Genomic DNA, 15,125 nt, shown 5'->3' on the forward strand with positions numbered 1-15,125 from the left:
TTCCAATTCGTTAAGTGTATAATCAAACTTGCGTGGAAGAGCAGATAAGCCCAAAGGTCGAACACACCCAGAAAACAAAGAGCATGCCTCTGCCTTGATAGATAATTAAAAAACGAAGAGTAAGATACAGTCACTCCCGCTAGATTTAACCAAAACAAATCTCGATTCAAAAGCATCGTGATGCAGGCAGAAAAAATATAACAATGTCAATACAAGGATGTCATGATTGATTGCAGTTCATAGTTGCTGACAGGTCATCCCCGATTCGACTGGTTTCTGGGTGAAAGATCCTGGAAAAGTCCACCCACAATCGGCCACCAGCAGGTGCTCGCCACCTGTTGCTCTGGAGGGAGGTCTTCAACGCGATTGATTTCCCCAGCAAAGCTATCGAGCAGCGAACCGTGCAGAAGTTCCCCCATCGCGCTGCGCAAGACGTGATCTCCCTCCAAGGCATGACGTGCTTCCACCAGAGTTGAAGGAAGTCGGGCAGGGGGGACCTCCATACCCGCCGGATCTCCCATAACCGGAGCTGGGAGCGTAGACGGATGGCTCAACGCATGAATCACCAATGCCTGAAGTGCACCCAAAAGAAGATAGGGATTGGTGGTTGGATCCACAGCTTTGATTTCAAGGTGCGCTGAACAGTGATCCAAGGCAGTTGGAATGAGTCGCAGAGCTGCTTCCCTGTTCTCAACACCCCAGACCTGATAAGGCGCGGACCAGGTGCTGGGACGCAGCCGTAGGTAAGACACGGGGGACGGACTGGCAAGGGCGATGAGGGCCGGGAGCTTCTGGAGAAGACCTGCGATCAACGCTTCACCCTCCTGGCGTAATCCAGCAGGGCCAGGGCCTCCCTGAAGAACTGGACCTTGCGCATCCGCCACACTGAAATGAAGATGGCCACCATTGCCCACCCAGTCCATCCTGGGTTTGGCACTGAAACTGCAGAACCAATTGAACTGGCGCGTGACACGTTGAATCAGAAGTCGGGCGCGAATCAGACCATCAGCAACGTTGAGAGGTGCGTCCGGACTGAAGGACAACTCGAATTGAGACGCTCCATATTCTGGATGAAACTGAATCCAAGGCAGATCCGCTTGATCCAGAGCCATCAGCAGTGCCGAGACGTAATCAAGGCCTTCGATCAAGCGATCAGCTCCATAGGGCCCCCCAGGGATGACGGGCTGCGGAACGCCATGGCGATCGGGTGTAACAACAACCCACTCAAGTTCAAAACCGGCAGTCATCGAGAGTCCGGCCCTCTCCAAATTGCGGCCCATCGTTCGGCAGAAAGTTCGCTGATCAGCGGCGTAAGGACCAAGGTCCCGATCCCAGCGATCACCTGCTGCCCAGGCCCAACCGTTGGCAGCATCCAGAAGCGCGATGGAATCAGGATCCGCCTTGAGGCGTAGATCACCATCGGGGCGGGTCAACCGGTGGTGCGGTTCGATGACCCCATCTGAGCGGAAGGCATCTGATACAGGAGAAAAACCAACCCCGGTGTGGATGGCATGGTGAAGTTGCCTCACCGGAACGACCTTCACCAGTGATTCGCCCGCATGATTCACCCAGGTGACCGCGATCTGACGCACTCCGGATTGGACCAAGGCTTCAACATCAAGGCGAGGGGACATCGCAATCCACGGACGTTCTCATCTTCAGGATGCAGCGATCGCAAGGGTTCGCGCCACGGCTGTGCCAACCGTTGATTCGACAAGACACCCAGGGCAACAGGTGGCAAGCCATCTCCTGTCTGGACAGACTTCAAACAGAAGTTGACCAACATCCGTGGGTGAAGCAACAAGGATCAAGGGTTGGATGGCCATCGGCGGCATCTGCAGCCTTGCCCTGCTGATCCAACAGCTGGTCACGACAGGGGAGACTCTCATCCTTGGTCTACCGCCCTGGATCCTGCTCTTCATCCTGTTGCAAGTTGCACTCACGATCACTGCCGCCTGGATGGCAAAGCCATGAACATCACGCTTGCCACGTCAGTGATTGCGCTGAGCCTGTATCTCGGCACCTTGATCTGGCTGGGAACCCGAGATGGGATTCAGAAGGAAGCCAATGCCGACACTTACTTTCTGGCGGATCGCCGTCTGCAAGCAGGCGTTCTCTTCTTCACACTGATCGCAACCAATTTCAGCGCATTCTTCTTCCTTGGTTTCGCGGGTGCCGGCTATCGAATCGGCATGGCCTACTACCCGATGATGGCCCTGGGAACAGGTCTGGCCGCACTGACGATCGGCAGCTTCGGTTGCAAAGTACGGCAGATCAGCAAAGACCACCAACTGATCACACCATCGGAGCTGGTGGGCCACCTGCTTCCCGGTGAGGGCTTACGGCTGCTGGTGTTTCTGCTGATGCTGATCTTCACCCTTCCATACCTGGCGCTTCAGCCCATCGGAGCTGGTTATCTGCTCGAAAGCATGACCGGCGGTACGGTGCCATTCGGAGCCGGTGCGGTGCTTCTCACCCTCGTGATCGTGCTGTACGTGATCACAGGAGGGATGAAAGCGGTGGCCTGGACTGATGTGCTCCAGGGAATTCTGATGTTCGTGTTGATGATTCTGGCGTTCGTCACGATCGCCCAAAGCCTTGGCGGGGTGGAACAGATCAATCGTCTGGTGATGACTCAAAAGCCTGAGCTGTTCTCCGGAGCAGGCGTGGACACGTTCTTCTCATTGCCAACGTTCGCAAGCTATTTACTTCTTTGGCCTCTTTGCCTGCCGATGTTTCCCCAGCTGATGATGCGTTTCTTCGCCGCGGGAGATGACCGTTCACTGAAACAATCCATGGTGCTCTACCCAGTCGTTGCGGGCGTCCTGTTCATCTTCCCTGTTCTGATCGGCGTATGGGGGCATATCAGCTTCCCTGATCTTGATGGTCGAGCCACCGATCAGGTTCTGCCGATGATGTTGAGCCAGCACAGCCCTGAGTGGGTGGTCGGACTGGTGATGGTGGGAGCCCTGGCCGCCTTCATGTCCACCCTGGATTCGCAGTTGTTGGCACTGTCTTCGATGGTCACACGGGACATCTATTGCCGTTACTGGCGACCGAAGGCCTCCTTGATCGAGCAGGTACGTGTCGGCAAGGTTGCGGTCTGTGCACTGGCCGTGGGTGGGCTGGCCATCGCCATGCATCCACCTGAAGCAATCCTGGCACTTGCCACCAACGCGTTCTCTGGTTTGGCTGTGCTGTTTCCAATGATGGTTGGCGCGACGTACGGCATGCGCTGGTCCAACTCGGGAGCCATCCTTTCGGTGCTGGGCGGAGAAACGATGCTGCTCGGCTTGCACATGGGCTGGATTCCAGCAGGCGTGAGCGGTGAATGTCTGCCGGTTGTTCCAGCGGTGATCGTGACTTCAGGGGTGTTGTTGCTGGACCATCTGGCAAGCAGAAAACAGCTCGACAGGTCGCATCAATGAGCAGCAATACAAAACGATCGCTCGAAAAGAGAAACAAACTTACAAATCTAATCACCACACAACGTGAGCATTCATCGCTTCCAAACGAACAGCCGAGTAAAGCAAAACAGAGAGTAACGACGCCTGAGCAATCAAAAATAAAGACAAACGGTCAAATTTCATAGGAAATATTATTTGCATCGCAGGTAAAAATGGAAGCCTGATTACGGCCTCTAGATTTAGAGCGGTAAAGCTCTTGATCAGCGAGATGAATCGCATCATCCATCGTCAGTCCGCCAGGATTATTCACATAACATGCACCACAACTGACCGTAACCGCCTCAAAACTGACACCATTATGTTCAATCGAGAGACCCCGAACAGAAGCGAGCAGACGAGAACAGTAGCCTTTAAAGTTTTCGCCGGACATATCAAACAAAATGATCAAAAACTCTTCTCCTCCGTAGCGAAAACATTCATCAAGGGGACGCAACAACAAACCAGACAGACATTGGGCAATCGAGACCAAGACCTCATCACCCTTTCTATGTCCATAAACATCATTGAATCGCTTAAAATGATCAACATCAACCATGACAATGCCAATGGAGCTGGATGTTCGTTGCGCCTGTTTCCAGGTTCGAAGACCATAGGTATCAAGCGACCTCCGATTACCAATCTGACATAATTGATCAGTCATGGAAAGATCATTTAGAGTCCTGAAAGAGAAGCTAAGGCGCTCAAGTATTCCAGAAATCATGAGTCGTAGCATCGCGATTTCTCTCACGCCACCAGTTGAGTCCTGAAGTTTCCTCGATATATCCTCAAGGCCTATAATAGCTTGGGATGTATCAGCATTTTTATCAACAATCGGAATAGCAGAAGCAAATGATGAAATCGCCTCCAGAGGTTTCACAATTGTTTTCTGATAGACAATAAAAGACAAACCTATTGCTGCCAACGACACAATAACAAGAGCAGCAAGAAGCATCTGTTCATAGAAGAGATCAAGCTCTTCCAATTGAACTTCAAGCGACAATGCCAATTCATTCAAATCCTTGTGTGATGCAACAAGATTGCTTCGAACCATCCGTAGATCGGTTAAAGGATATGAACGCAGAAGCTGCAGCACATCATCTCGACTTAATTCACGGTTGAGAAGCAAGTATGAGGAGACAACCCGCTCAGCACGTAAAATGCGAAGATGAGCCGAATCAAACTCCTTTGTAATCAACAAGGGAAACTCATCCTGAGTAAGCCTAACCGAATCATCAACAAAAATAGAATTGAGAAATGTAAGTTTTTCCTCCAAATCCACGACAAGGCTTCTTGGAGCAGATGTAGATACTCGTGGAGCGAGAAGAAAATCTTCTTTGATTTGGTTCACTTCACCCAACAGAGCGGCCAAACGGACAAACTGATCCTCTTGCACAAGAGCGGAGTTGAGCTGCTGTTTTAACCTCTGGGACGAGGTCCAGGAAAACGACTCAATCAAGAATGTCGAAAAAAGGATGACAAAGACTGTGCCAAGTTGGATGTAGAGGACAAGTCGTCCCGCGCTGCTGTTCAAACCAGTAAGCCGCTTTAACCATGAACGCCGCAGAGGCTCTGACACGTTCATGGCAAGTAACGATCTGAAACCACAGGAGATGGAGTGTCCTGTCGAATTAAATTCAGATGCTCCATGACTTGCTTGACGGACTCAATATTTCGTACGATTGGTCCATTAGAAGCCATCAACATCTTTTGCTCATTGACGTTGGCCTTAAAGGCAATACCCTTCAATGTTTGCCTAAGTTGCTCAATGGACAAATTCAAGCTTGATGCGATAAAAGAACTGGATGCCACCTCTTGCTCGGATGCATAGCGGTGAGCCAGAAACCAACTAGCAACCACTGAGGAAACATCATCTGGTCGTGATGTAACAACAGATGGCGAGACGGCAAGAACATCAAGAATCTGGCCAGGGATCTGAGAGCTGTCGAAAATAGTTTGTGCACCATAGGATCTCACCTTTTCACTATTGGGGGGATACAAAACAGCAGCATCGACCACGCCTGTCGCTAGAGCTTCTGGCATATCTGAAAGAACCATGGGGTTGATACTCAAATCGTCAATTGTCAGACCAACCGACATCAGTGCCTTGTGCAAAACAAACGGGCCGAAAGAGTTGCTAGCGACAGCGACTCTTGTGCCAGCAAGATCATCAACGTTATTGATATGAAAGGACATAATCTGATCACCACCAACTGATTCATTCAAGACCAACACAACAACGGGACATTGTTCAGGTAGTTTCGAACAAACATCTAAAATATCAACAGTGGTCAGCTGAACAACGTCAAGTTCTCCCCGCAAATAGGACCTCACCACCTCTGACTGATCGACCAGCGGGATAACCTCTGCGTTCGAAACAAATCCCTTCGACACAGCAAGGTTGAGATATTCGTAACCAGGCCACTCCGAATGGGAGATTTTTAATGGTTGACTACGGATTAAACTGCATGCAGAAAGGCCAAAAGTAATCGCCAAACAAGGTAATACCCTTAGAAATCCAAACACTTAAAGGTGATTCTCAGGAATTACATCTTTAATTATAGAAGCAGGAGGCCTATGATTCAAGAAAATCTCAGACAACTATCAGAGAAGCATGAGGCCTATGATTCAAGAAAATCTCAGACAACCATCAGAGAAGCAGAATGATTCGCTACTGTTGCTGTACAAAAGGGTTAAGGAACTGTTTGACGTGCAGCCAAGGCATTGGCAAGATCTCATCAATAAAATCAAACGATACGAGGACCAGAACATGAGCAATAACAGGAAAATCAAACTTGCACATTGTTCAAAATGGTGCCAGAGATCTCTAGAGCAGATATAGGCTTAGACTTATAATAACCTTGAAAAAGATGACAGCCATGGGCAATCAAGAATTCCATCTGCTCTTTTGTCTCAACACATTCGGCACAGACCTCCAGACCAAGCTCGTTGGCCATCGATATGGTGCCTTTTGCAATGGCTGCATTTGATAGTTTAGTTGGCAATCCAACGATAAAACTGCCATCTATTTTGATGCATTTGATGGGCAAAGCCTGCAGGATTGACAAGGAAGAGAATCCTGTTCCAAAGTCATCAATGCATAGGTCTACACCGATACGAGTGAGGTCGTCAAACAATTCTTTCGCTTTACACAAGTCAGTCAACAAAGAGGTTTCAGTAAGCTCAATTTTTATATTTTTCGGGGAAGTTTTATATTTTTCACAGCACTCTTTGATTTGCTTGGCATAGGAAAATCCAGTGTTTTTATAGTATTCAACTTGTATAGCCGAAAAATTTAAAGCCAAAGATATATCCTTGAATTCTTTTTTCAATAATTGAACAGTTTTGACTGCCTCCTCAAGAACCCAGTCCCAAATACGGTGGATCATTCCTGAGGATTCAGATAAGGGAATAAACAACTCAGGAGACACCTGTTGCCCATCGTGAACCCATCGACACAAGACCTCAAACCATTTTACTTCACCGAATTGATCGAAAATTGGTTGATAGACAAGACTGAGCTCGTTCTTTTTAATAGCAACAGAAAGATTTGCTAGAATTTCTATCTCGTCATCAGTTTTTGTTTTTCTTAGCGAAGCCAGCTGCGAGGGATGAATAAAGTCATTAATTCGTGATTTTTGAGACTTTTTGGCAGACAACATGATTGCATCAGCCTTCCTGAATCCCTCCAAAATTCCGTCTTGCTCTGATGACATGCAGACACCAACTGCTGCATTAATTCCTGCCGCAATCAGTTCATTGCTAAGTCGATTATGAATAGAACTTGAGATATCTTCTTTAGATTTAAACAAAAGACAAAATTCATCACCCCCTGTTCTGTAGACTTTATCTTGATTGTTTCTAATCAAGCGGTGAAGAGTAAGGCCAAGCCTTTTAAGAACTCGATCTCCAGCTTCATGGCCAAAATCATCATTAATACTTTTAAAGTCATTAAGATCTACAACCGCAACACAATATTTATGCCGGCAACACCCCAGAACTCTATCATTTGCTTCAATCAAATCCCAAGCCTTTCGATTCAAGCATCCAGTAAGACTATCGACATGAATATCCTTCTGGCTGGTGATGTCTGTAAAAATCCAAACACGTGATCTAGCAGAATGCGGGCCTGGGAAAACAATGCTATTTCTTGCAAAGACACGGCCATCTTTAAATCTTATTTCATCATTCCAGGGCTGATCGCATCCATGAAGTGATTCAATCGTTTTCAAAAACTCTGTAGGATCAACGACTTGCTCTACAACATGATTCAAAAGAGCATAATCGTCGCCCTGATGAGCGATATTTCCAGGGATGCTCCACATACTCGTAAACTTTTCATTAAAGTAGATAACTTCTCTCGTTTCATCGTTAACGATTAAAATACCGTCAAGTAATTGATTAACGGTTAGGTCAAGCAGCTGAGCCAAAGCCTCAGGCTTACAGTTCGAGAAAAGCATTTTCGGAATGCTTCTACATCAACCATCATAATAGCAACACAGCAACTTATGCCAACCATTCTCATTAAACCCTAAGACAATAAATATCAAAACATCAGATAGAAGAAGCTTAAAAACAAGTCTTACAAATAATATAATACAAATTCATTACATCGAATGCTCAATCGAAGATTTGAACATCTTTGATAGGTCAGTTAATCACTGTTTTCACCAAACACAATCAATAGCATTCATGGCATGAGATCAAGACTTAGAGTTTCCCTATGCAGGCTTGTCGGAGCCAATCGACAAGGAATTAGCTCTGATATCTTGATCATTTCTAAGACATGAGGGAATCTTAAGTGAGCGACGCGGTTGGATTTTTGAGTGGCTGTGTTTCGATGACAGGTGTAACAAACTGGAGGCCTGATCTTGCTCTTCCACTTGGATGAGCTTTTTTACAAGATTCCAGGTGTCCTGTGCAGACATTTCCCCATCAAGCTCCCATTTAATGCTCGATAGTTCAGAGGGTGACATTAAAAGTCGACATGAATTAATAATCTACAGATTTCAATCTGCTCGTGGTCGTTAGCACAAAGGATGTCACAAAGAAAATCAGATTTTGGATCGTTTTGATACAGGACTTGCGCCGAGACCATAAAGAAGCCCCTGCGAGGGAGGCTGGAGCCAAGTGCTGGGGACCTTGTTCAAGTACCGGTCCTAGAACGGCAAGCGAAGACAAGGGTCTCCACATCTGCTGGTCAAACCCATGCTGAAGACACTCCTGGCCGCTTCAACCACCAGATGGAGAACAAGCAGGGTCAGTGCGAACCGAACCAGGAGCAACAGGTGCCGAGACGGATCGTCAACAGCATCAGAACGCCAAGCGCCGCAGCCACAAAAGACACCCCTATCAGCTGCTGACGGCGCTTCTCACTGCTGGCATCGACCGATTGGCTGCTGTTCAACGGACAAAAACTGGTAATTGATCCTAAGGGTTTTCGGTCACAAGCGCTACCAACTTGAGTGTTCTCCCTAGGCGGTGGCCTCAGTTCATCTTGCACCAGTGGTCGCCAGCTACAGATGCGCACACAAAACAACACCCTCTGTAATCGCAGCAAACAGCCCCAACTGATACACCTTGACCAGATTTGGGCCAAGCCATGGGCGACCTGAGCAAAGAGCAGGAACAAGCCATCGCGCGGTCGACGATGTATCTGGTCGCAGCAGTCCTGACCATCCTGATGGTTTTCATTGCAGGGTTGTTCCTCAGTGCAGAGCTCGAACAACAAGCCTTGATGAAAGCGGAGACAGCACTACGGATCGCAGATCAAAGTGAGAGCGCTCCTCCAACCAAGCGACCTTGGAGCCTTTGGAGCAGGCACGATTCAGCAATCTTGCCCGTGAAAACCTCGAGCTTGCGTTGATGGCTAAGCATCAGCGAACTTCCACCAGGCGGCGGCTGCGTGCGCTGAGCTGCATGCGCGCCCTGAGATGACGGTGGCGGCGACAGGGCCTTGCATACAGGTCGGCACTGTTTTTCCATGACCGCGGGTAGGGCCAACTGCGTTTGACCGCAGGCGAATTGGTTGTTCTGCAACACCACCAGGCGTGAAGCCACAGGGCGGTCATGCCACAGATCAAACCAGTCATGGCTGCATGATGAACCCCATCGGGCCGGCGTCAACGGCAGATCAGCAAGCTACGCAAGGCTGCGACATCCCCCGCAGCTCTGCATGAATGAGTGATACGGCCAGTTGCCAAGTGCCCTTGGGCCGATGCAGAACGGGTGAATCGAATCAGCAGCCATGGCCAAGCGTCGCTTTCTCGAGAAGCAACCGCTCACCGAAGCGCAAGGACTGACCGCCCTGATCATGATGGGCGTGGGCCTCACCCTGGGTGGCATCAGCGTCACCATCTTGATGGCGCTCAACGCCTCAGCCGCGGGGTCCTGGCAGGAGCTCTGGCTTTCAGGTCAACTGAATTTCTGAACTCAGGCCAACCAAGGCCAACGCATTCCCAAAGCCTCCAGGGGATCCATCACGAGCTTGTTGAGGGCCCGGCCCCACACCACCTGGGGTTCTTCCGGACGGATCGGACGCACCGGATGTTCTTGGCAGCTCGATGCATCTGGCCCCTTCACCACCCCATTGCGCAACAAGGCATTAGCCGCCTCAAGGCCAGAGACGTAAGCCCGTTCCTGGCACAGTCCCTTGGCACCGTGCTCGCGTTCGCCCATCCGCACCCAATCTCCGGCGCAGACCACAGACGGAAGTGATGTTTGCAGAGGCGGGCGTTGATTGAAACTGCCAGGGGAGAACAACGACACCGAGCCCGGGTACCGCCGGACCTCAAACTCAAGCACCTGCGCCTGCCGAAAGCCTGGCACCGCCTGAGGCAACAGGTCATGCAGCAGGGTGTCGACGATCTCCTGATCACGCAGCGCAGCAATCGTCGTGGCGTTGTAGAAGTCGCTGGCCACCACGGAACCCTGGGGCTCGCTGCCACCCCAGAGTGAGTCTTGATCTGCGTTCTGCAGCTGGTCAAGCATGAAAAAAGTAGCGCCCGCACCCCGCAAGGCCTCAAAGCGCGAAAGCACATTTGCGGGGTCGGCGACCGCGATGGTTCGATCTAACCACAGCCGCACCGACACCACATCGATCGCTCCCAAACGGCCAGCGGCCACCAGCTCCGGCAGCACTTCGGCGGAGCGCGGAGACTGCGCCATCAGGGCATTCATGCCCTTGGCACCCACCGCCAGCACGACGCAATCAACGTCCTCAACAACGCTGAATCGGCCCGTTGCTCTGCAACGAAACTCTATCGACTGAATCGCTTCGCCTGGGTGATCAAGGTTCAGGCGCGTGGCCAACGTGCCTCCCAGAACAGTGAGCAGACCAGAGTCGAGCAGGCGTTCCGCCAGGGGAGCGATCAGCCGCTCGGTGATGCTGCCGGAACGAATCCAGCGCACGTCAAAGGAGTCTTGATGCGCCAGGGCGTAGTAATAGAGCAGCTCCATGGTGACGGCTGCCGATAATGCCTCCGGTGGCTTGAACAGACCCACCAAAAGAATCGGACGCAAAAACTCGTCGATCATCCGCTCAGAGATTCCGAGTTGGCGGAACAGGGTCAATGCATCGATGGCGTCGTAGCGCCGGAAGGTCTCCTCGTTGCGGTTCAGATCAAGCATCGCCACCAAAAGGCCGGCAATGCTCAGGCGATCGGCAACAGGCAGGCGCTTGAAGTTCTTGATCGTCGCCATGGCCTGCCCCAGGGGGCTGGGCAACTGCAGCCCATCACCGAACACCGGGGCAGTGGCCTCCAGACCGGCGGGAGACCAGAAGGCACTGGTGGTGAAGTCAGTGAACACATCGGTGAGCCCAAGCTCATCCGTCAGCGCACTGATGTTCGGGTAATCCCTCCAAAAGCCCCGGGTGCCGGCTTCGAAGGGTTTACCGCTGGCGGTGCGCATCGGCGTTCCCCCCGTGGGATCCGACATCCCATCGACCAGGGTGACGCGAACGCCGGCTTCACAGAGAGCTTTTGCAGCACCCCACCCCGCCCAGCCAGCACCGATCACAACCACATGAGAGGAATTACCGATAGCGGCCTTGGAAAGCTCAAGCATCGTCCAAACAGAGACGGTTGGGGAGGGCTCACATCATGCAGCCATGGCACGGAAACGGTCGCCATCGCCACAGAGAAGAAGGGATGAATAACGTCTTTTGAGTTCAAACCCGCTCTATGGACACCAACTCATCTGTGCGATGGCCAGTGTTTCTGCCATTGGTGCTGTTCTTTGGTGGAATCGGTGCCGCAGCAGCGATGACTCAGTTGCTGGGATCGTTCTGAACTTCCAAGCGCGATCAGATCAGGTTCAAAGCCTCAAGCACTTGAGCCCGAATGCCTCCGAGACGGAACCAAGCTTGAACGGCATCGGCCTTGCAGGTGTAGGGCCGCCAGTCGTCGTCTTCAATGCGCCGTTGAATGTGACGCACCACCCGTTCAGCGACGACACGATCGCTGGATGCCTTCAGCACGATCTGCCGGCCATTCAACTCAAACGAGTCAGCCATTTTTGGGTGGTTTGATCAGCTCACCGGTCTGCAACGACACCACAGCGAAACTGCCCACAAAGACAACAGCCACCAGGACAAGAAAGGCCGCTGTGAGATTGCTGATTTCAAGCTGCCCGAGCATGAAGGCCAACAGATCTGGCATCAACGGCAGCGAGGGTGATTTAGCTTAAACCCACTCGGGTGTGGTCGGAATTCCTGGAGCAACACCATCCAGGGAGAAGGCTTCACCAAACATATCAACGGCTTCCAACATGAGGCTTCTCAGGAGATGCTCGATGAATTGGGCTGAGCCATGGTGCTGGAGGACTTCTCTGGAGCTTGCACAGAAGAATCGGATGGTTTCTGAGGCTGCCAGGTGGAGGCTGCTGAACAGCGGGTGGGATTGTTCAACCAGGAACTGCGGCCCATCATCTTTCAATCAGCTAGGGCAAGGATCGCGGCAGAAGCCTTAAAAATCTGTCTGATCGGCGACCGACGACGAAGGCAAGGTGATCGATCACGAAGCACTTCTGGGTCTTGATCCAGACCCAAACAGTTCAAGCATGGCTGAGGTTAAATGCGCGGAATGATCGCATCGTTGGGAAAGAACTCCTCAAACACACAAATACGGTCGGCCCAACGGGCCTCGACTTCCAAACGCATCAAGCGATTGCGCACCCACATCAAGGTGTCCACATCAATGGGCTTATTGAATTTGTGATGCTGCGCCCTCACCCAGTCATCCCTGTTCTGAGAGCTGTTCATGGCCCCTAAAACTGATGTCCACATACGGTACGAGGGGAGGCTTTGGGCGCCAGCAGCTTCACATTGAGTAAGCATCAGAAATCACTCAACCGCAGACGAACTGTTCGGCAGAACAACAAATTAATAGAAGCTTTGCGTCCGTGAAGGGTTGATCAGAGCTCGAACAACACGATCGGTAGCCGATCCATCATTCCGTTCATGCAAGCAGCGACACAATAAAAGCAATTCATCTCCAGCCGTGATGACGCAAATCAGTGCCAGCCACACTCAGTTGCAGACCATCACGAATGCAACCCCAAAAGCACCGCAACTCAAACCACGCCCAGTGCACACACCGCCCAAACCTGCTTGAGCCGTCCGAAGGCCTGCCCGACCGGAATTCGTGTTCTGTAACAGCCTGAACGACACGTGGATGGACAACCCCTCTATAGAGGGTTTGTGGCAACCGCTACCCAATCACGTTCACCTCGTCTTCGGCGAGGCGCAGTTCGACTCAGGCCATGGAACGGGGACCTGAGCTTGCTTCGAGGAACCCATCATGACCCTGACCTATCGCGGCCAGAAGTACAACCAGAACAACGCTGCTGCGTCCAACGTCCAGCGTCCTGTTCTTGTTTATCGCGGTCAGAAAGTCGCCAGCTGACAACAGCACGACGAACACGTTCAAGCCCCGCATCGGCGGGGTTTTTTAATGGGTTCATTTGCCTTCAGGATCCTGCTGTTTGGCCTTCCAACGTTCAAACCAAACCGCGACGGCGAGGGACACACCCACAGCAAAACCAGCTCCAATCAGCACCACCCCAACTTCCACCGGCATCAACTCGACCTAGCGCTACCCCCTAATCATCGGACAACAGCAATCAATCCATCCAGAGCAGCATCCCTGAACCAACGCGTTATTGAACCAACGCCTGATAAGCCTCATTGACGCGTCGAAACGCTTCAGCCGAACCACCGAGATCGGGATGGTGCTGCTTCACCAGTTTTCGATGCGCCTGCTTGATCTCCACCAGAGACGCGTTGGCATCCAGACCCAGGACCCTTAAAGCGGCCATGCGTGAATCACGGGGGTGAACCGAACCCACACGATCCGTTCGCCGTTGATCACTTCGGGTGCGGCGACCCTGCCGGCTGGAGCTTGAACGGTCTTGGCGCTGACGCAGCTGCTCCACCACCCGCCGTGGATCTTCATCCAGCCATTCAATGGCGCGAACACCAAACAAGGCAAACGCCGCCAGAACTGCCGTTGTTTGTTTGTTGGGCTTGGCTCCCACTGCAGCCAGAACATCAGTTCCCAAACCCGGAACCAGCCGGTCCAGTCTCTGTTCAAGGGTCAAGCGGGCAGGAAAACTGCTGCGGTTGAGCTGATCAATCAACAGCTCCAACCCGCGCTGACGCAGAGCTGACCATCCCGACTGCTGAGCGAGGGACTGCCCCCATGCCTGCACCTGTTGGCGGCTGATGCGTGGTGGTGGCTGGGCCGATGGTTCGCCCCAAGGGCGCTGCGAGCTGGGGTCCTGACGAGAGCGTTGGCGTTGCTGACGTTGAAGTCGCTCCAACTCACGGCTGAGCCGCGACACCTCGCGACGCAGAACATCGTTCTCGGCCAGCAACGCCTCAACGTTGCTCGTGACCCGTTGTTCTGAACGGCCGCCTGACCAATGGCGCGGGTCAAATCCCAAACGGTATCTCCTGTCTCACCACGGCAACAACGCACCGTTGGCATGCCAGAAGCTGCCGCTGGTGGCCATGGTCAAGCCATCGATTCGAGCCAACAAACCCGTCACCGCCTGCTCAGGCGAAATACCACTTGGATTGAAGCGGATCATGCGGGTGCGCACCAATCCAGGATGCAAAATCGCCACGGCGATGCCCCGCGGTTCCAGATCAATCGCCAACGATTTTCCGGCCATGTTGAGTGCCACCTTGGACATCCGATAGCCGTAGGAGCCTCCAGAGCTGTTGTCATCAATCGACCCCATGCGGCTGGTCATCAGTACCAACTTGGCACCGCGCGGCATTTGATCCACCAAGGCCCTAGCCAGCAGCAAAGGGGCAAGGGCATTCACCTCAAACTGGCGACGGATTCCCGCGGGATCCAAATCCGCCAGCCCCATTGACTGCAGGATTCCGGCATTGAGGATGACGCCATCCAGAGGCAAACCATCCAGACGCTGAAGCAGGTCGTTGATGGCGTGGCTGTCGGTCAGTTCAAGGCCGGCTTCAACCCGCACTCTCAGGCGTTCCAGTTCATCACTGCCTTGACGGCAGACGGCTATGACGTCCTCCCCTCGGGCCTCGAGCTGGCGACAGTATTCCAAGCCGATCCCACGGTTCGCGCCGGTGACCAGAAACGTCGCCATGGGGTGATGTCAACCACCGCCATCCTGCCGGCTCTTGCTTCGAACAAACGTCACCAT

17 protein-coding genes are annotated in these 15,125 nt (G+C 52.1%); 5 read left to right on the forward strand and 12 right to left on the reverse strand.

Annotated elements, in window-relative coordinates; genetic code table 11:
* Positions 1–254: 254 nt before the first annotated feature.
* The gene (locus KR52_RS10470; RefSeq protein WP_051834344.1) at positions 255–1,634 is read right to left on the reverse strand and encodes a glutamine synthetase; all 1,380 of its coding nucleotides are present in this window, start codon (positions 1,632–1,634) and stop codon (positions 255–257) included.
* A 154-nt stretch (positions 1,635–1,788) separates the two neighbouring features.
* On the opposite strand from KR52_RS10470, the gene KR52_RS10475 reads away from it, so the two are divergent.
* Complete coding sequence (locus tag KR52_RS10475) at positions 1,789–1,974, forward strand: hypothetical protein (RefSeq protein WP_038555574.1); 186 nt, start codon at positions 1,789–1,791, stop codon at positions 1,972–1,974.
* Entirely contained in the window at positions 1,971–3,428 is a 1,458-nt protein-coding gene (locus KR52_RS10480) for a sodium:solute symporter family protein (RefSeq protein ID WP_038555576.1), read from the forward strand. The genes KR52_RS10475 and KR52_RS10480 overlap by 4 nt, the downstream gene beginning before the upstream one ends.
* 151 nt (positions 3,429–3,579) lie before the next feature.
* On the opposite strand, the gene KR52_RS13320 is transcribed toward KR52_RS10480, so the two are convergent.
* The 4 genes from KR52_RS13320 to KR52_RS14995 all read right to left on the reverse strand — a co-directional run bounded on the left by KR52_RS13320 (position 3,580) and on the right by KR52_RS14995 (position 8,850).
* Positions 3,580–5,028 (reverse strand): GGDEF domain-containing protein, encoded by a 1,449-nt coding sequence (locus tag KR52_RS13320; protein ID WP_084221992.1) that lies wholly within the window; start codon positions 5,026–5,028, stop codon positions 3,580–3,582.
* Positions 5,025–5,969 (reverse strand): ABC transporter substrate-binding protein, encoded by a 945-nt coding sequence (locus KR52_RS10490; RefSeq protein ID WP_156957713.1) that lies wholly within the window; start codon positions 5,967–5,969, stop codon positions 5,025–5,027. Before KR52_RS10490 ends, KR52_RS13320 begins: the two co-directional genes overlap by 4 nt.
* Before the next feature lie 263 nt (positions 5,970–6,232).
* Positions 6,233–7,873: a bifunctional diguanylate cyclase/phosphodiesterase gene (locus KR52_RS13790; protein ID WP_162175625.1), complete on the reverse strand. Its 1,641-nt coding sequence runs from the start codon at positions 7,871–7,873 to the stop codon at positions 6,233–6,235.
* Between the two features lie 830 nt (positions 7,874–8,703).
* Positions 8,704–8,850: a hypothetical protein gene (locus KR52_RS14995; protein ID WP_156957714.1), complete on the reverse strand. Its 147-nt coding sequence runs from the start codon at positions 8,848–8,850 to the stop codon at positions 8,704–8,706.
* Positions 8,851–9,045: 195 nt separating this feature from the next.
* On the opposite strand from KR52_RS14995, the gene KR52_RS10500 reads away from it, so the two are divergent.
* A complete protein-coding gene (locus KR52_RS10500) occupies positions 9,046–9,309 on the forward strand; it encodes a hypothetical protein (protein ID WP_038555582.1) in 264 nt (87 codons plus the stop codon).
* 10 nt (positions 9,310–9,319) lie between these two features.
* On the opposite strand, the gene KR52_RS14470 is transcribed toward KR52_RS10500, so the two are convergent.
* A complete protein-coding gene (locus KR52_RS14470; RefSeq protein ID WP_156957715.1) occupies positions 9,320–9,535 on the reverse strand; it encodes a hypothetical protein in 216 nt (71 codons plus the stop codon).
* Positions 9,536–9,690: 155 nt separating this feature from the next.
* Between KR52_RS14470 and KR52_RS10505 the strand changes: the two genes are divergently transcribed.
* Positions 9,691–9,873 (forward strand): hypothetical protein, encoded by a 183-nt coding sequence (locus KR52_RS10505; RefSeq protein WP_038555585.1) that lies wholly within the window; start codon positions 9,691–9,693, stop codon positions 9,871–9,873.
* A gap of 2 nt (positions 9,874–9,875) precedes the next feature.
* On the opposite strand, the gene KR52_RS10510 is transcribed toward KR52_RS10505, so the two are convergent.
* From KR52_RS10510 to KR52_RS10525, 4 genes are all read right to left on the reverse strand, one after another.
* Positions 9,876–11,510, reverse strand: coding sequence for an FAD-dependent oxidoreductase (locus tag KR52_RS10510; protein ID WP_038555588.1), 1,635 nt, complete (start codon positions 11,508–11,510; stop codon positions 9,876–9,878).
* A gap of 238 nt (positions 11,511–11,748) precedes the next feature.
* A complete protein-coding gene (locus KR52_RS10515; protein ID WP_038555592.1) occupies positions 11,749–11,958 on the reverse strand; it encodes a hypothetical protein in 210 nt (69 codons plus the stop codon).
* Positions 11,951–12,103 (reverse strand): hypothetical protein, encoded by a 153-nt coding sequence (locus KR52_RS14825; protein ID WP_173402221.1) that lies wholly within the window; start codon positions 12,101–12,103, stop codon positions 11,951–11,953. Before KR52_RS14825 ends, KR52_RS10515 begins: the two co-directional genes overlap by 8 nt.
* Positions 12,104–12,513: 410 nt before the next feature.
* Entirely contained in the window at positions 12,514–12,705 is a 192-nt protein-coding gene (locus tag KR52_RS10525; protein WP_253912385.1) for a hypothetical protein, read from the reverse strand.
* 538 nt (positions 12,706–13,243) lie between these two features.
* Here KR52_RS10525 and KR52_RS13795 point away from each other — a divergent pair.
* Positions 13,244–13,348: a DUF4278 domain-containing protein gene (locus KR52_RS13795; protein ID WP_071823061.1), complete on the forward strand. Its 105-nt coding sequence runs from the start codon at positions 13,244–13,246 to the stop codon at positions 13,346–13,348.
* 253 nt (positions 13,349–13,601) lie between these two features.
* Here the strand turns inward: KR52_RS13795 and KR52_RS10530 are convergent, their stop codons facing one another.
* Positions 13,602–14,387 carry a J domain-containing protein gene (locus KR52_RS10530; protein ID WP_038555601.1) on the reverse strand — a complete coding sequence of 262 codons (786 nt, stop codon included), beginning with the start codon at positions 14,385–14,387 and terminating at the stop codon, positions 13,602–13,604.
* A 15-nt stretch (positions 14,388–14,402) separates the two neighbouring features.
* Positions 14,403–15,068, reverse strand: a complete 666-nt coding sequence (locus KR52_RS10535; protein WP_038555603.1) for an SDR family oxidoreductase — start codon at positions 15,066–15,068, stop codon at positions 14,403–14,405.
* Between the last annotated feature and the right edge of the window lie 57 nt (positions 15,069–15,125).

It is taken from the genome of Synechococcus sp. KORDI-52 (assembly GCF_000737595.1).
In the GTDB taxonomy this organism is placed as follows: domain Bacteria; phylum Cyanobacteriota; class Cyanobacteriia; order PCC-6307; family Cyanobiaceae; genus Parasynechococcus.